A 20462-nucleotide genomic window follows, 5' to 3' on the forward strand; every position below is an offset into this window, starting at 1 on the left:
TAAAGAGCCTCTTTTCCTGAAGCAACCCGCGAGTTCCGGCGTTTTGATGCCACTCATGAAGTCACTTTTCATCCTCACCCTGCTCCTGCTCGGCGCCTTCGCGCATGCTGCGGAAAAGCCAAACATCATCTTCATCCTGGCGGATGACATGGGCTATGGCGATGCCGGATGCTTCGGGCAGAAGACACTCACCACACCCAATCTCGACAAGATGGCCGCCGAGGGCATGAAGTTCACACGCATGTACGCCGGCTGCACCGTGTGCGCGCCATCGCGCTGCGTGCTCATGACCGGGCTGCACACCGGCCACTGCCGCGTACGCGGCAATGGCGCAGGCCACATTCCCGATGAAGACCTCACGCTGCCCAAGCTGCTGAAATCCTCCGGCTATCACACCGCCTGCATCGGCAAATACGGCCTGGGCAAGCCGCTGCCGCTGGATGACCCGAAGCGCAAAGGCTTCGATGAATTCTTCGGCTACGTCGGCACCAGCCACGCGCACAATTTCTACACCAAGGCCCTCATTCGAGACGGCAAGATCGTGGACCTGCCCAACACGGTCATTCCCGGCTCATTCAAAGATGCGCAGGACTACTCCGACAGCGATCTCGTGGGCACCGGCGTCGCTCCCTTGGACGGCCGCAAAGCCTGGGTGCCCCAGCTTCTCTCTGACGATGTGCAACGTTTTCTCGGCGAACGCGCCAGGGAAAAAGAGCCCTTCTTCCTCTATTACGCCTTCAACATCCCCCACGCCAACAACGAGGCCGGCAAGTCTTCCCCGCTCGGCCACGGCATGGAATCTCCCGACTACGGCGAATACAAAGACAAGGACTGGCCGGATGCGGAGAAAGGCTTCGCCCAGTTCATGCGCTTCCTCGACAACGACGTGGGCAAGATCTTGAGCCGCCTCAAGGAACTCGGCCTCGCAGAAAACACCCTGGTGATGTTTTCCAGCGACAACGGACCCCATCAGGAAGGCGGCCACCAAAGTGATTTCTTCAACAGCAATGGCGATTTCAAAGGCATCAAGCGCGACATGACCGACGGCGGCATCCGCGAGCCCTTCATCGCCTGGTGGCCCGGAAAGGTGAAAGCAGGCAGCGTGAGCGAACACGTCTGCGGATTCCAGGACGTTCTCCCCACCCTGGCGGATGTCAGCATCACAAAACTAAGCAGCGACCCCAAGCTCGACGGCCTCTCCTTTGCCCCCACCCTCCTCGGCAAGCCGGGCCAGCAGCAGCACTCCCATCTCTACTGGGCCTTTGACGAGCAGGGCGGCAAACTCGCCGTGCTCAAATGGCCGTGGAAACTGATTCACATCAATACCGGCGCCATAGCCAAGGGCGCCAAAGCCAAAGGCAAGCCCAAGCCGCTCGAAAAACTCCTCTACAACCTGGAGGCTGACATCGGCGAGGAAAAAAACCTCGCCGCAGAAAATCCCCAGATCGTGGCTGAGCTGGAAAAGCTCATGCAATCCTCATGGCGTGCGCCGTGATTCGCCTGGCTTGTCTCCGATTTCCGTGTGCCGCTGTTGAGACATCACCACGAGAGCGATGATGGCCAGCAGTGAGGCCACCGCAAACGTCGCCTTCAAGCCCTGCGCGATGGCATCAGGTCCCGCCGTGGCAGGTGCGCCTGCCGCCGCAGCCGCCCACGTGAACACGCTTCCCATCACGGACGCCCCGGTGATCAGGCCAAAATTGCGCGCGAGATTGAGCATGCCAGAAACAAGACCACGCCGTTCCGCTGGCACATTCTTCAGGACGGCAGTCACGTTCGCCGTTTGAAAAAGTGCGTACGAGGCAGTGATCAGCACGATGGAGGCGACATACCCGGCAATGCCGGCACTCCCCGGCAGGATGGCCAGGAGCATGCAACCCGCAGTCATGCCCTTCAGCCCGGTCACGACGGTCCACCGAGCGCCGAAGCGATCCACCAGCCGCCCCGCCGGTACTCCTGCAAGTGCGGCCACTCCCGGACCAAAGGTCATCACCACCCCCACGGCAGCCGCCTTCAGTCCCAGCGAGATCGAAAGGTAGAACGGTCCCACTACCAGCGTGGCCATCATCACCGTGGCCACCAATGCGCCGGCGGTCAGTGCTCCTGGCAGCCCGGGCAAACTGCGAAACAGCGCAGGCGGCACCAGAGGCGAGTGCGCAGCCGCTTCTGTCCGCAGAAAAAGCACCACGCCCGCTGCCGCAGCCAGCAGCAGAACAAAATGACCCATGCCAAACTGTCCGCGCCCCGTGGTCATAGCCAGCGCATATGCGGCGAGCGTCAAAGCCAGCCAGAAGTTGCCAGCGAAGTCCATGGCGGAGCGACTCCACTGTGCACGAGGCTGCGCATGATCTGATGAAAGATGAAAGCCAATGAGGCCAAAGGCCAGCAGACCCAGCGGAGCGTTCACGAAAAATATTGCCCTCCAACCGGCCGCCGCTATGAGCATGCCGCCCAGAGAAGGCCCGAGCGCCGTCCCCACTGCAGACATGGTGCCGATCACGCCCATGGCCCTGCCGGTTTTCTCTTTGGGAAAGTTTTCTCCCACCAGCGCGGCCGAAAGAGACATCATCATGGCCGCTCCCGCTCCCTGCAGCACCCGGGCCCCCACAAGCATGCCCAGCGATGCAGAGATGCCTCCCAAAACGGACGCTGCGGTGAAAAGCGCCAATCCCATCATGAGCAGCCTCCGGCCCCCAAAAACGTCTCCCAAACGCCCGGCGCTCACGCTGAGGGCAGTGGCGGCAAGAAGATAAGCCAAAACGACCCACTGAGCGTGGTTTGCGGGGGTGCTGAACTCACGCGTCAGCACTGGCAGTGCGACGCTGGCGCTGCTGGTGCCCAGGGACGACAGCAGCATGGCCAGCGAAAGACCGGCAAGACCTCCCCGCTGAGATTGTTTCGAAGCCGGGACGCTGACGGCTGCAGCATTGGCAGATTGAAGATTTGTTTTCCACATGCCGGCAGCAAAGCCGGTTTGAAACATGGCGGAAGACGCACCGTTTGCACTTTATGGTTGCGTTTGACGCCATGCCCCAATGCGCTAGGATTGCGACATGCCCACGGCGGATTTGAACCTGCTTCCAACACTGGATGTGCTGCTGGAAGAAGGCAGCGTGGCAAGCGCCGCACGGAGGCTTCGGCTCAGCACTTCGGCCATGAGCAGGGCGCTGGCACGACTGCGCGAGACCACCGGAGATCCGCTGCTGGTCCGGGCCGGGCGCGGCCTGGTTCTCACCCCGCGGGCGGAGCAACTGCGCGCACGAGTCTGCCAGGTGGTGCGGGAGGCTGAAGCCGTGCTGCGTCCCGCGAGGCAGATCAATCTTTCCCAGCTCAGCCGCACCTTCTTTATTCGCACCAGCGAAGGCTTCGTCGAAAATTTCGGCGCCGCCCTCCTTTCCCGCATGGAAAAAGAAGCCCCGCGCACCAGGGTGTGCTTCATGTCGAAGGCAGACAAGGACAGCCGCCCTCTGCGCGAAGGCACGGTGGATCTGGAAACCGGTGTCGTTGACGAATCACTCGGGCCTGAGGTGCGGACACTGGCGCTTTTCGCGGATCGCTTTGTAGGAGTCGTGAGAAAAGGCCATCCCCTGGGCAAGGTGAAGATCACTCGCTCTCTCTACACGGAAGGGCGGCACGTCTCAGTCTCGCGCAAAGGCTTCGAAAAAGGCCTCGTGGAGGAGGCCATGGAGCCGTTCGGTTTGCAGCGGCAGGTTTCGGCGGTCGTCGGAGGCTTTGCCACCGCGCTGTCCCTGGCCCGTGCCACGGATCTCATTGCCACCGTGCCGGCGCTCCACACGGGAGTATTGCGCGAAGGCATGCACAGCTTCAAGCTGCCGTTTCCCGCGCCTCCGTTTGTTGTCTCACTGCTCTGGCACCCGCGGCTGGATGCAGATCCAGCGCATAGCTGGCTGCGGGACTGCGTCCGGGAGGCATGTGCGCGGGAACTGGCCCGCCCCTCTCGATCTTCAAGCGCTGCATGAAGTGCTCTGCACCGGCTTTTTTTCCTGCCTGAACGCCCCCAGCAGCATTCCACACCCGCCCAGCACAAACAGCAGAGGAAACCAGATGGAGTACAGCGCCGCCCGGGAGGCATGCTCCAGCACCGCCTCATCCGGAGCCGCCGGATTCACAAAACAAACCTGCTCCGAACCCGGTGGATACTTTTGCTGTTTCTGCCGTGCATCTTCCAGATGCAGCGTCGGCGCAGCCTCCACTTTGCGGACGCGCATGCTGCTGTGCTTGACCCCGTTGACTTCATATTCATAGCGCACCGCCACCCGGTGAGCAGGATCTGAATGCGGTGTCGGACGCTCGCTCACCACAGCGGAGGACAAAATGCGGCATGGAATCTCCAGCCATTGCCGGGTGATCTGCGCTTCTTTGTAAGACAGCCACATGCGCCACGCAAAAAATGATCCGGCCACGATGAGGAACACTCCCATCGTGCCCAGCCACCAGCGTCCTGATTGAGATGCAATTTGATTCTGCGACATGCGTTCGGGAAGCAGGCTTTGACTACACTCCACGCGTGTTCCATACAGAGATGCGTCCATCTCGCAAATATCCACATGTCTGAACCCGTCCCCGTTTCCATTCGTCCGCCACGCTGGCTTCTGAAGCCTGCGGTGGAGGGCGCTGCCGAGCTGGCGGCAGACATGGGGCTGTCCCCTCTCATGGCACAGCTGCTGGTGCAGCGCGGCCTTGGCACCGTGGAGCTTGCACGTGATTTCCTCGTACCAAAGCTCGCGACTCTGGGAGATCCCACCGTGCTCCCGGAGATGAAACCCGCAGTGGAGCGCATTCTGCGCGCGGTCGATGAAAAGCAAAGCGTCGTGCTCTACGGCGACTACGATGTGGACGGCGTCACTTCCATGGCGCTGATGCATCTCATTCTGAAAGCCTATGGACTCTCCACCCATCTCTTCCTGCCCACCCGCATGGAGGAAGGCTACGGACTGAGCATGGATGGCATCGCCAAATGCTACGAGCAGTTTGGCAAGCCGGACCTCTTCATCGCGCTGGACTGCGGCACCACCTCATTAAAAGAAGTGGCCAAGCTGCGCGCCGACGGTGTGGACTGCGTCATCATCGACCACCACGAGCTCTCCCCGCTTGGCCGCCCCGAATGCCTGGCGCTGGTGAATCCAAAGCTGGGGAAGGACTACCACTACTTCTGCACCGCGGGCCTGGTCTTCAAAGTCTCCCACGCGCTGCTGAAGACGCGCATGCTCAGCAGCTACGATCTGAAGGAGACTCTTGATCTCGTGGCGCTCGGCACCGTGGCAGATCTGGTGCCGCTGATCGATGAAAACCGCCTGCTGGTGCGCCGCGGGCTGGAGGCGCTGGCGCAGACCAGACGCCATGGCCTGAAGGCCCTGAAGCAGATCGCGGGCGTTGAAGGCCTCGTGCAGACCCATCACGTGGGTTTCCGCCTTGGACCTCGCCTCAATGCCGCCGGTCGGCTCGACACCGCCGCCACAGCGCTGCAGCTTTTGCTCGCGACAGATTCGGACGAAGGGGAGGCCCTGGCCGAACTGCTCGAAGCCCACAACAAAGACCGCCAGAATGTGGAGCAGCAGGTGCATCTGGAAGCCGAGGCCATGCTCCATGCCCTTGGCGACATGGAAAAAGTCTCCGCCATTGTTCTGGCCTCGCGCAAATGGCACCCGGGCGTCATCGGCATCGTCGCCTCCCGCATCTCGCGCTTGTGCCACCGTCCTACCATTCTCGTTTCCATCGATGAAAATGGCATCGGCAAAGGCAGCGGTCGCAGCATTCCAGGTTTCTCTTTGGTGGAGGCCATCGACATCTGCCGCGCCCACCTTCTCGGCGGCGGCGGCCACGCCATGGCCGCGGGCATCTCCGTGCATGAGGACAAGATCGACACCTTCCGCACCGCCTTTCAGGTGGCGGCACGCGAGGCCCTGAGCAAGGAGGCCATGACCGCCGTCCTCGAGCTCGATGCGGAGGTCAAGCTGCGCGATCTTTCCCTGAGCTTCTTCGACAGCTACAAGCTGCTGGAACCCTTCGGCCAGAAAAACTCCGAGCCGCTCTTCCTCTGCCGCAATGTGAAGCCCAAGCTGCCCGGCCGCACGATGAAGGAGAAGCATCTGCGCATCATCCTCACCCAGGATGGCGCCTCCATGGAGGCACGCTGGTTCAATGCGCCCATCGGCAATCTTCCCCCCGCCCCGTGGGATGTGGCCATGCGCATTCAGCGCGGCTGGTTCCGTGGCACGGAGCAGTGGCAGCTCACGCTCGAGGCTGTGCGCACCTCCGCCGCCGTTCAGCGCGGGTGATAGCGGTAGTGGCCGGTGAGCGGAAACTCGAACAGGCGGTTCTCGTGCTTCGGCCCCCGTCCGATGTTGTGCACGATCCACGGCGTGGCACTCCCATCCGGTGCGGGCACCACGATGGCGATATGCGGCAGGTTCTGGGGAACCGTGCAGGTGATGACGTCTCCTGGCAGGTAGTCCTCCGCCTTCTGCGTCACCGGCAGAGCGGCGCCGCGCCGCTTGAAAAAAGCCTGCAAATTCGGCACGCGGCGATGGTCGATATTTTTGTCCGTGCTGCGCAGCCCCCAGATTTTCGGGTAGACGGCAAACGCCCGCTTCATGTCTTCATGCACCAGCTTTTGCAGGTCGATGCCCAGCGCCCGGTAGCTGCGGATGACTTCGTCTGTGCACACACCGGTGTCCGCGGGAACGTCCCCATTGGGATAATCCAGCACCACGTAGGCAGGATCATAGCGCACCGTGTGTTTCACGCGTTCCAGCGCCGCCTGCACCAGCCGCTCCGCAAAGGGGGCGGCGCTCTGCTGCGCGTGGCACGCGGCGGCGCAGGCGGAAAAGAGAAAGCTGCGGCGGGTCAGGTCAGTCATGCGGCACTTCGACACCTGAGATGAAGGTGCGCTGAACTTCAAGCCGGCGATTCAGCACCAGCACATCCGCTCGCTTCCCTTTTTCCAGGCTGCCGCAGCTCTTTGCCACACCAGTTCGCTCCGCGGGTGTGAGGCTGGCCATGCGCACGGCCTCCGGCAGCGTGGCGGAGGTGCTCTTCTTCATGTGGCGCACCATGTGGTCCAGCCCCACTACAGAGCTCGCCAGCCCCTGCCCGGGAACAAAGCCCACCTTCCCGTCACTCTCAAACCACGCGCCATCCTCTTCGGTACCAAAGCGATACCTGCCCGGCGGCATGTCCAGCGCGCGGTTGCAGTCCGTCACCAGGCAAAGCCTCCGCGGCCCTTTCATGCGAAAGGCGAAGTCCAGCAGTTCCGGCGCTAGATGCATGCCATCCGCAATGACCTCGGTGCTCATCTCCGCATTCGCCAGGACGAACTGCTCCATGCTCGCCTGCATGGGCGTACCAAAGCGCGTGCGCAGTGAGGCCACCGAACTCATGGCACACCAAAAGTGATCCACGTGGCGCATGCCGTTTTTGAAGGCACGCGCCATTTCCTCCCAGCTGGAGTTCGAATGTCCGCAGGTGATCAGGCAGCGCTTCTTGCGCGCCATGCGGTAGAAATCCTCCGCGCCTGGCAGCTCGGCCGCGCAGGTGGCTATGCGCACCAGATCATCCTTGAACCATTGTGCGTATTCCTCCTGCACCGGAGCGCGCCGTCCTTCGCGCGAGTGGCACCCCACCTTGTCCTCAGCAAAATACGGCCCATACAGATGCACTCCCGCGACGCGCGCGCCATGCGCCGGCTGCCAGGTGCGTTTCGCCTCGCCACAGGCCGCGAGCATGGCCATGATCTGCTCCGGCGCACCCGTCGTGGTGGTGGGAAAGATCGAGGTCGTGCCATGCCGCGCATGCGCCTTCAGCGCCGTGCGCACTGCAGCCACCGTGCCGTCCATGAAGTCCGCGCCGGCGCCGCCATGCACGTGGATGTCGATGAATCCGGGGCTGATGTACCCGCCCTTCGCATCCACCACCGCCGCATTCTTCGGCACCGCGACACGTTTTCCCACGGCCCTGATTTTCCCGCCTTCACACAGCACCGCACCGCCTTCGATCAGCCGGTCCGGCAGCACCAGCGTTCCGTTTTGTAAGATCAGCGGCGCGGTTTTCATAGCAGCGTGAACGGATTGACTCGCGTCTTCAGCGGGAATTCCACCCGCTGGCCGTTCAGCCGGTGGGACTCAAATACCGCGCTCACCATCTCGATCGTCTCCCGTCCCTGCACCGCGTCGATCAGGGGTGCGCGGTTTTCTTTGATGGCGGCGATCAGATCGAGCCCGGCGGTTTCGTGGCTGGCCAGCTGTGCACCGAGATTGGGGATGGGTTCGGGCTGGTTGATCCCCGCTGTGGTGATGGGCAGCCACTGCCGCGGCTCCTTGAGCGCGGGATTGAACGGACTCCCGGCGCAGATGTGTGCCACCGGCTCCTTGTCGATGCGGAAATCGATGATGCCTTTGGTGCCAATGATCTGGAGGCCAAACCCCGCCTCCTTCGTTCCCGCATTCTGAATGGAGTCAAAAAAAACGGGCACGCCGCCGGCCAGTTCAAACCGCGCATGCACTTCGTTCCCCGCGAGAGCGCCGATGCCTTCATCCCCCTCCTTCACATCCGCCTTGGTCACCGGCCTGCCATCCTGCAGCACCGTGGCTGTGCAAGCCTGCGGCGCTCCGCCGAAATAGGTGGCCAGATTGAAGAGGTGCGTGCCCAGCACCCACAGATCCAGCGAGCCTCCGCGCGGGTCTTCCTTGCCCCGGCCACGCATTTCCAGCACGCGGCCGATCGCGTCTTCTTTGATCAGCTTCGCGATCACCGGCAGCACCGGGTGGTAGCGGTTGCGGTGCGCGACTGCGATCTTCGTGCCCGCCTTTTCCGCCGCGGCGATCACTTCGTCCGCTTCGGCCACGCTACGGCAGAAAGGTTTTTCGATGTAGATTCCCTTGGCACCGGCCTGGATCGCCGCCAGCAGCATGTCGCGGTGCTGATCCAGGTGGCGCGGACCGATGGCCACAATGTCCGGTTTCACCTCCTTCAGCATCGCGTGGTAGTCAGCATAGCCTTTTTCCACCTTCAGTTTCTTCAGTTCAGCCGCCAGCCCCTTCTCATCTGCATCGGCCACGGCCACGATCTCCACGGCCGGGATTTTCAGCCACATCGTGTCGAGCCCATGGCCATAGTTTCCGCGTCCGGTGTGGCCGATCACGGCCACGCGGAGTTTGGAGTCGGCCCCGGCGGCAAAGCCGGCGGCGGTGAAAGCAGCAGGAAGGGAGGCGAGTAGTTGGCGGCGGTTCATGCGGGGACAAGAACGTCACCACCGGCGCCAAACACGCACGCAGATGGATTTTGCGCCTGTTCAGCGGGCATTGAGGGCGTACACTTTGCGTGTTTGACCTCACCTTTTGAGTTTGTTTGCGCTGATTTGTGTCTATTCATCTCCCCCTGTGTCCGTCCCCCAACCGCGGCGAGGCCACCTCCAACCCCATGTCAGAGACTCATGAGCATGCCGCCACAGACTCCGTACCGGAGCTGAAGCAGCGTATTCGAGAACTGGAGGGCATGCTGCATGCCTGCCGCCTGCGCCTCCCCAATGCACCCGCGGAGGCAGTGCGAGAACTCGCGGAGAGCGAAGAACGCTTCGCTCTCGCCGTGCGCGGCACCAGCGACGGCATCTGGGACTGGGACATCCGCACCAACAAGGTCTTCTTCTCCCCCCCCTGGAAGAGCATGATCGGATACGCGGACGATGAGATAGCCAACGACTTCAGCGCCTTTGAAAATCTCCTTCATCCCGAGGATCACGACCGCGTCCTGGCCACCTTGAACGATTACCTCGAAAGCCGCATTCCCCGATATTACGTGGAATTTCGTTTCCACCACAAGGACGGCAGCTGGCGCTGGATCCTCGCCCGCGGCCGCGCGCTGCGGGATGAAAACGGCAAGCCCTACCGCATGGCCGGCTCGCACACGGACGTGACCGAACGCAAGCGCGACGAGGAGGAGCTGCGCAAGGCGCGCCACGACGCCGAGTCCGCCAACCACGCCAAGAGCGCCTTCCTGGCCAACATGAGCCATGAAATCCGCACTCCGATGAACGGCGTCATCGGCATGAGCGAGCTCCTGCTGGAGACCAGTCTGAACGATACGCAGCGCGAATACCTCGAAATGCTCAAGCATTCCGCCGACTCGCTGCTCGAACTGCTCAACGACATCCTCGACTTCTCCAAAATCGAGGCCGGCAGGATGGAGCTGGACTCGCATGAGTTTGATCTCAATGAGATCGTCACAGAGGTGGCCCAGGCCATGGGCGTGCGCGCTTTTCAGAAGCGTCTGGTGCTGTTGCACAACCTCAGCCCGGAGGTGCCCGCGAGACTCATCGGTGATGACGGGCGGTTGCGGCAGATCCTCATCAATCTCATCGGCAACGCCATCAAGTTCACTCACAAGGGCGGCGTCACCATCGAAGTCTCCGTCGAGTCAGAGACCGCCGACCTCGTCACCCTGCACTTCAAGATCAACGACACCGGCATCGGCATCGCCGATGAGATGCAGGAGAGCATTTTTGAGGCGTTCACCCAGGCGGAGACCTCCACTTCTCGGCGCTATGGCGGCACAGGTCTCGGGCTGGCCATCTGCCGCGATCTCATTGCGCTCATGCAGGGCCGCATCTGGGTGGAGAGCAAGCCCGGCGCCGGCAGCACCTTCCACTTCAACGCCGTTTTTGGGCGGACCAGCGGCATTTCCATCAAACCGAAATCCCCCCGCATCGAGCCCGTCGTTACCGCTCATTCGTCCATGAAGGTGCTGATCGTCGAAGACGGCCACATCAATCAGCTCGTCGGCGCGCGGATGCTGGAAAAGCGCGGCCACACAGTCACCCTGGCTTCCACGGGCCGGGAATCCATCGAGCTTGTCAAAAAGGAGACCTTTGACGCCATCCTCATGGACGTGCACATGCCGGGGATCAATGGCTACGAGGCCACAGCGAAAATCCGTCAGGGAGAGAAGGACACCGGCAGGCACGTCCCCATCATCGCCATGACGGCCAATGCCATGAAGGGAGACCGCGAGCTCTGCCTGGCAGCTGGCATGGACGACTACATTTCCAAGCCGCTGCGTTCTGCGGAACTGTTCCAGGTGGTGGAGCAGTTTGCCCGTCGCGCCTCAGCGCAGGAGCCTGGCTCCGCTGCGGCAGATCAGGCCTCCACCACAGGCAGCAGGAAGACTGAGGAACCGCCTTTCGATCTCGCCGAGTTTCGTGAGTCCACCGGCGATGAGAAACTCATGCGCAAGCTGGTGGCCATCTTCTCCGAGGACTCGCAAAAATACCTGCGCAAAGCCGAAAAGGCGCTCGCGGCAGGCAAGGCCAAACCGCTGTATGAAGCCGCCCATTCCCTCAAGGGAATGCTGGGAGTGTATGCCGCCAAAAAGGCGCTCAACCTCACCGCCGAGCTCTGCGAGTACTCCCACGCCGAAGACTTGAAAGGCGCGCAGCTGATGTACGATCAGCTTAAAAAGGAGTGCGCGCTGCTGGGAGACGCCCTCACTGCATCGTTTGATCCCAGCATCTGAGTCAGCGGTACTCCGTCATGCCGTCATAGCCATGCACGACATGGATGGGGTGACCCACTTCCTTTAGAATCTGCCGCGTCAGGTTCAGCTTGGCCTGCAGCGCAGTGTCATCATGATCAGGGTCATGATGCACCACGATCCACTTTTTGGCGTCCACCAGCTTGGTCAGGGCGCAGGCCGTGGCCAGGTTGGAGTGCCCCCAGCCAATGCGTTTTGGATAATCCGCCGGCAGGTACTGGGCCTCATGCACCAGCAGGTCCACGCCATCCAGGAAGGCCAGCATGGGTTCATAGGGCACCACGAGGTTGGAGTCCCGGGTCAGCTGGGTCGGAGCCCCCATGTAGCCCTGCAAAAATTCATTGTCAGGCACGAAGGCCACGCTCCAGCCGTCGTGCGTCACCTTGAACCCCACCGTGGCTCCAGGGTGCTGGGTGAATTCACGCGTCACCGAAACGTCTCCGATCTTCACCGGCGCGTCGTCCAGAAACACAAAGTTGATCTTGGCGCGCAGGTCCTCGCGCTGGATGGGGAAATAGTCCCGGTCCATCTGGCCGCATAGGAGCGACTCGATGTTTTTGCCAAAACCGCGCTCGCCATACACGGTGATTTCAAATCCCGGCACATAGATCGGCGTGAAAAAGGGGAAGCCCTGGATGTGATCCCAGTGCGTGTGCGTGATGAAAAGATGAATGTGGCAGGGGCCTCCGGCCAGAAAGGACTGCCCCGCGTCCCGCAGTCCGGAGCCGGCGTCAAACATGATGCGCTCCTTCCCGGTGTTGTACTCAAAGCAGGTCGTGTTGCCGCCATGCTGAGCATACCGCGCTCCGCACACAGGAATGGAACCCCGCGTCCCCCACAGCCTCACGTGCGGACGCTTGGTGTCCAGCACCGGCGCGTACTGCTCCGCGGTCACCGGGAGATGATCCCGATGCGTGATCCCCTTGGTCGAGGCGGCCTCATGAAAATACTGCTGCAGCTTTTCCAGCAGAAGTTCGGGGTCAAACGGCTTGATCAGCACATCCACCGGTCCGGTCTGCTGGATGTGCTTGAGCTCGGTCGAATAATCTTTCGCCGTGCAGACGATCACCGGCATGTGCTGTGTCGCCTGCTGGGAGCGCAGATGCCGAAGCACCTCCAGCCCGTTCATTTTCGGCATGATCAGGTCCAGCACCAGCAGGTCCGGCTGGAACTCCTCCATCTGCTCCAGGCATTCCTCCCCGTCCTCCGCCACACGCACGATGTAGCCATGGGTTTCCAGAGCATGCGAAAGCCGCATGGAGAGCGCGCGCACGTCTTCCGCGAGCAATATTTTTTTCGGTTGGGTTGGAGTCGCCATGTCTAGCCTCTGAAACTCATTTACGCGCAGGAACCGTGGTCGGGCTGGCGGGATTCGAACCCACGACCTCTTCGTCCCGAACGAAGCGCGCTACCAGACTGCGCTACAGCCCGAATCATTCATTTACTCAAAGAATTTGAAGCGGATCCGGCAGGCCCCAAAAGTTCGCGGAAACACTGGCTTTGCAAGCTCCACTTTCACAAACCGCGGACCACCATCCGGCGTTCACATCAGTCTGAAAAAGTCGGAGCAGGCTTCCACCGATGCCCGCCAAACACCCGCTACTATGCGTTTCCCCTCCTGGAGGGCAAGCTGATTCGTCGCCCCTGCCGTGCCTGAAGCATTCGACGTCTCAGCGTGCCGGCTGCTCCGATGGCGGAATCCAAAACACCCACCTGCGCGGAGGATCAATGCCGGCCGCCATCGTCAGCTCCAGCATGAGCGGGTGCATGGAGCGGATGGCCGCGCCCTGTGCCGGCACGGCCGCAACGTTTCCTGCGTTGGTGTTCCCCGCATTGACCGTTCCGGCGGTGACGCCTCCAGCGACACCAGTCCCGGCATTGACATTTCCAGTGACCGCTCCTGCCGGCGGGGTGGGCGGGGCAGTCATGAGGTTGGGAATTTCTTCGCGCCAGGTCGATGTCCATTGACCGCTGATGGTGTCAAACGCGCGCCACTCGTACTGGGCCAGGTTTTCCAGCAGCACGACCTGCGTCAGCGGATTTTTGTTTGCGCCAGGAAGCGCCTGCGCCTGCGGATCTGGCATACGCTGGGAAGTCAGGATCAGCCGGATGCCGCCCCCCGCCACCGTATCCGTTTTCATGGTCACGATCTGCTGCGGAGCGCCATCAAATGGCGAGCGCACGTTTTGAAACTCCAGCGTGCTGAGGTAGGAGGAGCCGTCCTGCGTCGTCTTGAGATTCATGATGGCCGTGGCAGGCAGGTTGGAAAGCAGGTGCCGGCAGAAATCAAGGTAGGAGTACTGGCGGCGCTCGCGGCGCTGATGTTTTTCGATGTCGTCCGCCAGAGTGATCGTCCCCTGGGAGATGCTGTACATCGCCGTGAGAAGCATGGCGGTGATCCCCAGCACGATCACCATTTCCAGCAGGGTGAATCCCCTTTTGGAATGGCTGAAGCGATGTGAGGTGATGTTCACGGGAAGAGTTATTGCACAGGACGAAACAGCGGACGGAACACCCATGTGCTGGCGGTGGCTTCCTGCTTGGCGGCGCCCTCCTTCCACGTCGCCACGATCGCCACCTGCACCATCTCCGGCAGCGGCTGCCCGTCCTTGTTTTTCAGTTCCAGCGGCGCCACCTGCAGCGTGTAGGTGACTCCGTCTTCCTCCAGCACTTTTTCGCTTGTGGCACTCGCAGGCGCGGGCTGTTTCCACAGCAGCCGCGAGTACTCCACCAGCAGGGAGCTCATGCGATCCTGCACCATGGCTTCCCGGCGCTGCAGCACCGTGGTGTTCCCCACCTGCTGCACCGCCTCCACCAGCGCGACCGCAGCCATGCTAAAGACAAACACGGCCAGCAGCACTTCCAGCAGCGTGAAAGCCGGTGCCTGCCAGCGCACTCGGTGCCGAAAGCATGTCATCGAAATCCTCATCTCAGCACCTCCTCCACATCGATCATTCCGCCGGTCAAAGGATCCAGCGTGGCACGCACGGTGGACCCCTGCCAGTCGAGGCGCAGCCCCAGCGGCTCGCACAACCCACCGGGCAGAAGCATCAGACGCTGACCTGCGGCAGGCGCCCAGCGGTCCGAACCCATGCGCCGCACCTGAAACCGCGTGCCCTCGGGAAAGGACACACTCACGCTGGCGCCGCCGGACGGGAGATTCGAACCCGCCAGCTCCAGCCCGCCTTCAGCAAACACGACTGTTTGTGTCATGGAGGTGGCGTAGGCGCGCTGGGCCGCCTGCATAAACACCGCCTCCATTTCCACAGACGCCTTCCGCAGCTCATTCTCCTGCGACATCCGCTGCACGGCACCCGCGCCAATGCCGATGATGAGGACTGCGATGAGCAGCACCACGATCATCTCCAGCAGGGTGAATCCAGCGCGGCGGTCCATCGGTGTGGCAGGCTACCAGTTGCCGATGTCGTCGTCGGTGTTTTCGACACCATCCTGGCCGAAGGACAGCACGTCATAGCCGCCATTGTTGTGCTTGCCCGGATTGCGATAGGCAAATTTGCGCCCCCATGGATCGACGAGCGCATCCGCCTTCACTAGCTGGCTCCAGCGCTTCGGCACCGGGGCTGCGGTGGGGCGGGTCACCAGTGCTTCGAGGCCCTGCTCCTGGGTCGGCGGGACGAGATTGGCAATCTTGTAGGCGATCAGCGCGCTTTGCAGCTGCTTGATCTTGGCCCCGGCGGAGACGGTCTCGGCTTGTTTTTCAATGCCGCCCACCATCACGGCCACACTGCCGATGATCAGGGCGATGATGAGCAGGACGATCATCATTTCGAGAAGGGTGAACGCACGGGTGCGCAACGGCTGGCGATGGATGTGTTTCATAGGATGGATGGTTAGCGTTGATTCAACTGGCCGAGCGTGGAGAAGACGATGCTCACCATCGTCCAGACGAGTCCGCCCACAAGCACGGCCATCACCAGCAGCAGGCAGGGCTGGATCAGCGCGGTCACGCGCTCGATGGTCCGGGTGAGCTGCACGTCCATGCGGCCAGCGGCCTTTCCCAGCACTTCCGCCAGGTGCCCCGTGTCTTCGCCAATGCGAACGACATCGATCGACTGCGACCCCAGCACGTCCGTTTTGCGCATGGCCGTGCTCAGGGAGGCACCTTCGCGCACCAGTTCTTCAGCTTTGGAAAGCCCCTTCCGCAGGTGCAGGTTCGTCACCGCCTTTCTCACCAGCTCGAGCGCAAACAGCAGCGGCACGCCGCCGCTCAGCAGGCTGCCCAGCGTCTCAAAATACAGCAGCTCAAAATGCGAGCGCGTGATGTCCCGGATGCCCGGCAGGGTCAGCAGCAGCTTGTGCCACTCCGAAAGAAAAGCCGTGGATTTGCGCACGGCGAACAGCGCCATCACCACCACACCAAGGAGGATGAGCAAGGCCCACCACCAGTGTCTGAGAATATCGGAAAGCCACAGGCTCGCCTTGATCATCGCCGGCAATTCTCTGCCGCCGCCGCCCAGCAGGCCGGCCAGCTTTGGCAGCAGGTAGGTCACCATCACGATGGCCAGCGCCACGCCGGACACGATGAGGAAGGCCGGATAAATAAGGGCTCCCACCACCTTCCCATGCAGCGTCTCCATTAGCCGCAGGTGCCGGGACTGACGGTCCATGATGTCCGGCAGCGATCCGCTGTTCTCACCGGCAGCGATCATATTGCAGTACAGCTCGTCAAAGGTGGTGGACACCTGCCGCAGCGCCGCGGACAGCGGCACACCATCGCGCACGAGTTCGCGGATTTTTTTCGCCATCTGGCCCTGGCCCGATGCCGTGCGGTTCTCCATTGCATGCAGCGCCTGCTCCACCTGCAGGCCGGAGGATAGCAGGTCGCCCATGTCTTCGGTGAAGCGAATCACATCCGCCTTGGTCACCCGGAGCTCCGCCGGGGCATCGGCTGCCGCCGTCTTCCCAGCAGCCTTGGTGGGGCGCTCTCCCGTCACCGGCTGCACAGACCGTGCCTGCCAGCCGCGACGCGAGAGCATCCGCACCGCATCGCCACGATCATTCGCTTCCACGGAGCCCGTTTTGACGGTGCCGTCCGCGGCCAGTGCTTGATATTGAAAGGCAGGCATGACGTGGAGCAGGGTCAGGAAAGTTCATCCGTCGTCACACGCGCCACTTCTTCCAGGGTGGTGATCCCCTCCAGCGCCTTTTTCAGCCCGTATTCACGGATGTTGGTAAAGCCTTCCTTGCGTGCCTGCGCCATGATTTCCGCCTCCGAGGCCCGCTTGGAGACCAGCGCCTGCATCGCATTGCTCATGATGGCAAATTCATAAAGCGCGATACGGCCCGCATAACCCGTGCCGCGGCACTGCTGGCAGCCTCCGGGCGTGGCATGGTACAGCGTTTTGCTCTTCGCCTCGGGGAAGCCCAGCTTCACCAGCTCCTCACGCGTGTAGCGGGAGGGAGACTTGCAGGCGGAGCACAGGCAGCGCACCAGACGCTGGGCGATGAACGCACGCACGGACGAGCTGACCAGGAAGGGCTTCACGCCCATTTCAATGAGTCGTGTGATGCCTCCGAGCGCATCATTGGTGTGCAGCGTGGAGAAGACCAAGTGTCCCGTCAGCGACGCGCGAACAGCGATCTCCGCCGTCTCCAAGTCACGGATTTCCCCCACCATCACCACATTCGGATCTCCGCGCAAAATGCTGCGCAGCCCGCTCGCAAAGGTCAGGCCGATCTCGCTCTTCACAGGAATCTGCACAATGCCCGGTAGCTTGTTTTCCACCGGGTCCTCAATGGTCACAATCCGGCGGTGCACGCTGTTGAGCTGGGAGAGGAAGGTATAAAGCGTGGTGGATTTGCCCGAACCCGTCGGCCCCGTCACCAGCACGATGCCGTTCGGCTTCGCCAGCAGGCCTTCAATGATCTCGCGGTGCTCAGGGCTCAGGCCTAGGCGGTCCAGCGTGAACCGCTCCTGCCCCAGCAGACGCAGGCTGATGGACTCGCCTTCCACACTCGGGATGCAGGCCACGCGCACGTCGATCGACTGCCCCTCCGCCATCAGATTGATTCGGCCATCCTGCGGCAGGCGCTTCTCCGCGATGTCCAGTTTGCTCATCACCTTGATGCGCGCGATCACCGAGGCCTGCAGCGACTTGATGTTCTCCGGCACTGGAATTTCGTGCAGGAAACCATCGATGCGATAGCGGATCCGCAGGCTGTCCGGTTGCGGCTCCACATGAATATCCGTGGCCTTCTGCGCCAGCGCCTCGCGGATGATCTGATTGACGAACTTCACCACGGAAGCGTCCTCATCCTCATCATCGATCACATTCGCCTCGTCCCGCAGGTGCCCGTCCGCACTGGCATCTCCACGCGCCTCGATCAGAGCGTCAAACGTCTCAGCGCCAACGCCATACAGCTGCTGAATGGCCCCCAGCAGCTCGCTCCGCGGCGTCAGGCACCATTTCACTGGCAGCAGCGAGACACGCGCCACTGCCTGCTTGGTCGTCAGGTCAAACGGGTCATGGCAGGCCAGCAGCAGCTTGCGGTTGTTCTGCTGCGCCTGCCCGGCAAACCCGAGCGGAAACACCTGATGCCGCACGGCAAACCGCGCCGGGATCAGCCTTTTCAGCTCTGCCGTGTCAGCGGGATCTGGCTGCGGAGTTTCGACCCATTCCCAGAGCAGGTTCTCCGCCAGGTGTCGGGTGAACTGCCGCTCGTCCACGGCACCGCTCTCAATAAGAGCCTGCACCGGAGACATCCCGCCAGTGGCCGCGTGCTCCAGTGCGGTGTGCATGTCAGCTGGGTCCACGCCAGCAGCCTGGGCGCTGGATTGTAGGAGCGTGGTCATCGTGGAAAAAAGGGGCGGAGAAAGGAATGATTGAACGCTGAAGCCGAACTGACGTCAAGCAACTGATACGGCACGTCTCATCTATTATACATCCGGTCCGACCGAACTCAATTCTTAGGAATCCATGCCCGTCCACTGCCCTGCATCCTCCAAGACAGCCCGCCTTGGCCCCACTCGAACGCCCACCTTGGGAAAAACCGGGATATTCCGCATATTTTTTGTAACGAACAAGCACTGGCGGGGTATGAAAATGGCAAGGTAAATGCACCCCGCCCCAAGAATTGACCAAATATCGACAATTTTTTGCTACCCACTTTCCCTAAATCTGTTAACCTCCGCCCATCCTTGCCATGAAATTCCTCCGCCCATCCTTGATTCTGCTGCCCCTGCTTGCCAGTTTTGCTCAGGCACAAGTGACGACTGATCCCGTCGGATTCGTGACTTTGACTGTTGCTGGAAATGGTGGGTCAGGGCAACCCGCCTACACGTTCACGTCGATCGGCATGACGAACGCAGTCGCCTACCAGTCCACAACAACTTCACCGGGTGGATCGACCACTCTTACTGACGCCAACTCGACATGGGCTGACAATGCTTACAATGGTGCAAGTGGTCAAATAACCAGTTATGTTGAGATCACTTCTGGGGCTGCTGCCGGAACCACCTACGACATCACCGCCACCACAGCAGGCACTCACGCGCTTACCCTCAGCCAGCCGCTCTCTGCTGGCGTCGCAGCTGGCGACTCATACAAGATTCGGCCACATTGGACATTGGCCAGTGTATTCGGTGCGACAAACCAAGCTGGTTTGAGTGGCGGAACCTCCTCCACGGCAGATACAATTCAGGTATTCAACAATGGAGGTTTTGTGGTGTACTATTACCAAACATCCGGTTTTGGTGGTACAGGATGGAGGCAATCTGGTGCACCTTTTGTAGATGCTAGCTCAACGGTACTTTACCCCGACGAAGGAATTTTGATCGCACGTCAACAATCGTCCTCCGTCAACATAACGATCTCGGGGGCAGTCAAGACTGGCCAGACGTCCCTCCCCGTATCTAGCGGTTATACATTCCTCGGAAATGCTTATGCGGCAGCAATGACTTTAGCTTCTTCAAATTTATACACTGGAGATGCCAATACTGGTTTGGCGGGAGGAACTTCCTCAACTGCGGATCAAGTGATGTTTTGGAATGGAACAGGCTACAATGTTTACTACTACCAAACATCGGGTTTTGGAGGAACTGGTTGGAGATTGTCGGGAGCTCCTTTTACCGATGCAAGCACCACCTCCATTCCTGCTGGAGCTGCACTCTTTGTTAAACGCACAGGATCTGCGTTTAACTGGGTTTCCCCCCAAACTCCAGCAAGCTTCAATTAATCTTTAATCCCTTATCTACATGAAAAAAATAGCGTTGTTCATCGCATTTCTCTCCCTGAGTGGAATTTCACACGCGGCTACTGTTGCTTGGAACACCCAATCCGCAGATACTGGTTTGATTGACGCCAGTGCAGCAGCGCTGAGCGTCGGCAACTATGTTCGAATAGGCTACTTTGCTACACTCACAGATTCGCAAATTGCCGCTGACGCCACGACCCTGGCAGGTATTGCCCTTTTGAATGCGGATTTTAAAGAATTCGCACATACTACGGTTGGAACAGGCATCCCTATCGCTGGTGCATTTGACGTCTCTTCTAACCCGACCTACTCATCGCTTCCTGGATTTAGCCCAAATTCCCAGGTCTATTTTTGGGCCTTGGACTCGACCAATAATACCTCATTGGCCAATGCCTTAACCACTGTAACGCAAACAGCTATTGGGTATGTTCCATTCGCAAACGATGCAAACTGGCGCTTTCCCGCTTCGGATGTCGCTTCAGCTACCACTATTGACTTGTCCAGCCTTTCTAATGCCAACCGCCAGATTATTGCCGGCACCTACGTTCCTACCTCCAGTGCATCCCTGACGAGTGCAGGCTTTAACTCTACCAATCATGCGCTTCAGCTTGCTACCGTATCAGCAGCTCCCGAACCCTCCAAAATACTCCTGATTCTCGCAGGCTCGGGACTGATGCTGGTTCGTCGCCGCCGTCGCAACTAAG

18 protein-coding genes and 1 tRNA gene are annotated in these 20462 nt (G+C 60.9%); 6 read left to right on the plus strand and 13 right to left on the minus strand.

The genetic code is table 11. The annotated features are described in order from the left end of the window. The first annotated feature begins 55 nt into the window (after nt 1-55). The gene (locus tag ACILSR_RS10855; RefSeq protein WP_395749787.1) at nt 56-1495 is read left to right on the plus strand and encodes an arylsulfatase; all 1440 of its coding nucleotides are present in this window, start codon (nt 56-58) and stop codon (nt 1493-1495) included. Here ACILSR_RS10855 and ACILSR_RS10860 read toward each other — a convergent pair. Beyond that, nucleotides 1478-2983: an MFS transporter gene (locus ACILSR_RS10860; protein ID WP_395749788.1), complete on the minus strand. Its 1506-nt coding sequence runs from the start codon at nt 2981-2983 to the stop codon at nt 1478-1480. The two genes, ACILSR_RS10855 and ACILSR_RS10860, sit on opposite strands and share 18 nt — an antisense overlap. Before the next feature lie 70 nt (nt 2984-3053). Between ACILSR_RS10860 and ACILSR_RS10865 the strand changes: the two genes are divergently transcribed. Continuing rightward, a complete protein-coding gene (locus ACILSR_RS10865) occupies nt 3054-3980 on the plus strand; it encodes a LysR family transcriptional regulator (protein ID WP_395749789.1) in 927 nt (308 codons plus the stop codon). On the opposite strand, the gene ACILSR_RS10870 is transcribed toward ACILSR_RS10865, so the two are convergent. Continuing rightward, a complete protein-coding gene (locus ACILSR_RS10870) occupies nt 3966-4493 on the minus strand; it encodes a DUF3592 domain-containing protein (protein ID WP_395749790.1) in 528 nt (175 codons plus the stop codon). The two genes, ACILSR_RS10865 and ACILSR_RS10870, sit on opposite strands and share 15 nt — an antisense overlap. Before the next feature lie 75 nt (nt 4494-4568). Between ACILSR_RS10870 and recJ the strand changes: the two genes are divergently transcribed. Further along, nucleotides 4569-6299 carry a single-stranded-DNA-specific exonuclease RecJ gene (recJ, locus tag ACILSR_RS10875; RefSeq protein ID WP_395749791.1) on the plus strand — a complete coding sequence of 577 codons (1731 nt, stop codon included), beginning with the start codon at nt 4569-4571 and terminating at the stop codon, nt 6297-6299. On the opposite strand, the gene ACILSR_RS10880 is transcribed toward recJ, so the two are convergent. From ACILSR_RS10880 to ACILSR_RS10890, 3 genes are read right to left on the minus strand one after another with little or no spacing between them, the layout of a single operon-like run. Then, complete coding sequence (locus ACILSR_RS10880) at nt 6287-6880, minus strand: DUF1287 domain-containing protein (RefSeq protein ID WP_395749792.1); 594 nt, start codon at nt 6878-6880, stop codon at nt 6287-6289. The two genes, recJ and ACILSR_RS10880, sit on opposite strands and share 13 nt — an antisense overlap. Next, entirely contained in the window at nt 6873-8072 is a 1200-nt protein-coding gene (locus ACILSR_RS10885; protein ID WP_395749793.1) for an N-acetylglucosamine-6-phosphate deacetylase, read from the minus strand. The genes ACILSR_RS10880 and ACILSR_RS10885 overlap by 8 nt, the downstream gene beginning before the upstream one ends. Next, entirely contained in the window at nt 8069-9250 is a 1182-nt protein-coding gene (locus ACILSR_RS10890; RefSeq protein ID WP_395749794.1) for a Gfo/Idh/MocA family protein, read from the minus strand. Before ACILSR_RS10890 ends, ACILSR_RS10885 begins: the two co-directional genes overlap by 4 nt. 188 nt (nt 9251-9438) lie before the next feature. Here ACILSR_RS10890 and ACILSR_RS10895 point away from each other — a divergent pair, with 188 nt between their 5' ends. After that, nucleotides 9439-11526, plus strand: coding sequence for an ATP-binding protein (locus tag ACILSR_RS10895; protein WP_395749795.1), 2088 nt, complete (start codon nt 9439-9441; stop codon nt 11524-11526). A 1-nt stretch (nt 11527) separates the two neighbouring features. On the opposite strand, the gene ACILSR_RS10900 is transcribed toward ACILSR_RS10895, so the two are convergent. The 8 genes from ACILSR_RS10900 to ACILSR_RS10935 form a co-directional block, all read right to left on the minus strand. Further along, nucleotides 11528-12862, minus strand: coding sequence for a response regulator (locus ACILSR_RS10900; RefSeq protein WP_395749796.1), 1335 nt, complete (start codon nt 12860-12862; stop codon nt 11528-11530). 36 nt (nt 12863-12898) lie between these two features. Continuing rightward, nucleotides 12899-12975: transfer RNA gene (locus ACILSR_RS10905), tRNA-Pro, on the minus strand. Nucleotides 12976-13214: 239 nt separating this feature from the next. Continuing rightward, the gene (locus ACILSR_RS10910; RefSeq protein WP_395749797.1) at nt 13215-14018 is read right to left on the minus strand and encodes a type II secretion system protein J; all 804 of its coding nucleotides are present in this window, start codon (nt 14016-14018) and stop codon (nt 13215-13217) included. An 8-nt stretch (nt 14019-14026) separates the two neighbouring features. Beyond that, on the minus strand, nt 14027-14461 hold the full coding sequence (locus ACILSR_RS10915) for a type II secretion system protein J (RefSeq protein ID WP_395749798.1): 435 nt from the start codon (nt 14459-14461) through the stop codon (nt 14027-14029). An 8-nt stretch (nt 14462-14469) separates the two neighbouring features. Further along, nucleotides 14470-14940, minus strand: a complete 471-nt coding sequence (locus ACILSR_RS10920; RefSeq protein ID WP_395749799.1) for a Tfp pilus assembly protein FimT/FimU — start codon at nt 14938-14940, stop codon at nt 14470-14472. Nucleotides 14941-14952: 12 nt separating this feature from the next. Further along, entirely contained in the window at nt 14953-15384 is a 432-nt protein-coding gene (gspG, locus tag ACILSR_RS10925; protein ID WP_395749800.1) for a type II secretion system major pseudopilin GspG, read from the minus strand. An 11-nt stretch (nt 15385-15395) separates the two neighbouring features. Further along, entirely contained in the window at nt 15396-16631 is a 1236-nt protein-coding gene (locus ACILSR_RS10930) for a type II secretion system F family protein (RefSeq protein ID WP_395749801.1), read from the minus strand. Between the two features lie 14 nt (nt 16632-16645). After that, nucleotides 16646-18358 (minus strand): GspE/PulE family protein, encoded by a 1713-nt coding sequence (locus ACILSR_RS10935; RefSeq protein WP_395749802.1) that lies wholly within the window; start codon nt 18356-18358, stop codon nt 16646-16648. Between the two features lie 350 nt (nt 18359-18708). On the opposite strand from ACILSR_RS10935, the gene ACILSR_RS10940 reads away from it, so the two are divergent. Together ACILSR_RS10940 and ACILSR_RS10945 are read left to right on the plus strand one after the other, a co-directional pair. Further along, on the plus strand, nt 18709-19740 hold the full coding sequence (locus tag ACILSR_RS10940; protein WP_395749803.1) for a TIGR02597 family protein: 1032 nt from the start codon (nt 18709-18711) through the stop codon (nt 19738-19740). A gap of 19 nt (nt 19741-19759) precedes the next feature. Next, nucleotides 19760-20461, plus strand: a complete 702-nt coding sequence (locus ACILSR_RS10945; RefSeq protein ID WP_395749804.1) for a PEP-CTERM sorting domain-containing protein — start codon at nt 19760-19762, stop codon at nt 20459-20461. Nucleotide 20462 lies beyond the last annotated feature (1 nt).

This window comes from Prosthecobacter sp., from assembly GCF_044222565.1.
Classification (GTDB): domain Bacteria; phylum Verrucomicrobiota; class Verrucomicrobiia; order Verrucomicrobiales; family Verrucomicrobiaceae; genus Prosthecobacter.

Bases quoted from the DNA above. Each gene is read 5' to 3' on its own strand.
- ACILSR_RS10855 (WP_395749787.1), top strand. From the start codon at position 56: ATGAAGTCACTTTTCATCCTCACCCTGCTCCTGCTCGGCGCCTTCGCG.
- ACILSR_RS10930 (WP_395749801.1), bottom strand. From the start codon at position 16,631: ATGCCTGCCTTTCAATATCAAGCACTGGCCGCGGACGGCACCGTCAAA.
- ACILSR_RS10885 (WP_395749793.1), bottom strand. From the start codon at position 8,072: ATGAAAACCGCGCCGCTGATCTTACAAAACGGAACGCTGGTGCTGCCG.
- ACILSR_RS10915 (WP_395749798.1), bottom strand. From the start codon at position 14,461: ATGACATGCTTTCGGCACCGAGTGCGCTGGCAGGCACCGGCTTTCACG.
- ACILSR_RS10865 (WP_395749789.1), top strand. From the start codon at position 3,054: ATGCCCACGGCGGATTTGAACCTGCTTCCAACACTGGATGTGCTGCTG.
- ACILSR_RS10940 (WP_395749803.1), top strand. From the start codon at position 18,709: ATGAAATTCCTCCGCCCATCCTTGATTCTGCTGCCCCTGCTTGCCAGT.
- ACILSR_RS10935 (WP_395749802.1), bottom strand. From the start codon at position 18,358: ATGACCACGCTCCTACAATCCAGCGCCCAGGCTGCTGGCGTGGACCCA.
- ACILSR_RS10895 (WP_395749795.1), top strand. From the start codon at position 9,439: ATGTCAGAGACTCATGAGCATGCCGCCACAGACTCCGTACCGGAGCTG.
- ACILSR_RS10900 (WP_395749796.1), bottom strand. From the start codon at position 12,862: ATGGCGACTCCAACCCAACCGAAAAAAATATTGCTCGCGGAAGACGTG.
- ACILSR_RS10880 (WP_395749792.1), bottom strand. From the start codon at position 6,880: ATGACTGACCTGACCCGCCGCAGCTTTCTCTTTTCCGCCTGCGCCGCC.
- ACILSR_RS10920 (WP_395749799.1), bottom strand. From the start codon at position 14,940: ATGGACCGCCGCGCTGGATTCACCCTGCTGGAGATGATCGTGGTGCTG.
- ACILSR_RS10890 (WP_395749794.1), bottom strand. From the start codon at position 9,250: ATGAACCGCCGCCAACTACTCGCCTCCCTTCCTGCTGCTTTCACCGCC.
- ACILSR_RS10860 (WP_395749788.1), bottom strand. From the start codon at position 2,983: ATGTTTCAAACCGGCTTTGCTGCCGGCATGTGGAAAACAAATCTTCAA.
- ACILSR_RS10870 (WP_395749790.1), bottom strand. From the start codon at position 4,493: ATGTCGCAGAATCAAATTGCATCTCAATCAGGACGCTGGTGGCTGGGC.
- gspG (WP_395749800.1), bottom strand. From the start codon at position 15,384: ATGAAACACATCCATCGCCAGCCGTTGCGCACCCGTGCGTTCACCCTT.
- ACILSR_RS10945 (WP_395749804.1), top strand. From the start codon at position 19,760: ATGAAAAAAATAGCGTTGTTCATCGCATTTCTCTCCCTGAGTGGAATT.
- recJ (WP_395749791.1), top strand. From the start codon at position 4,569: ATGTCTGAACCCGTCCCCGTTTCCATTCGTCCGCCACGCTGGCTTCTG.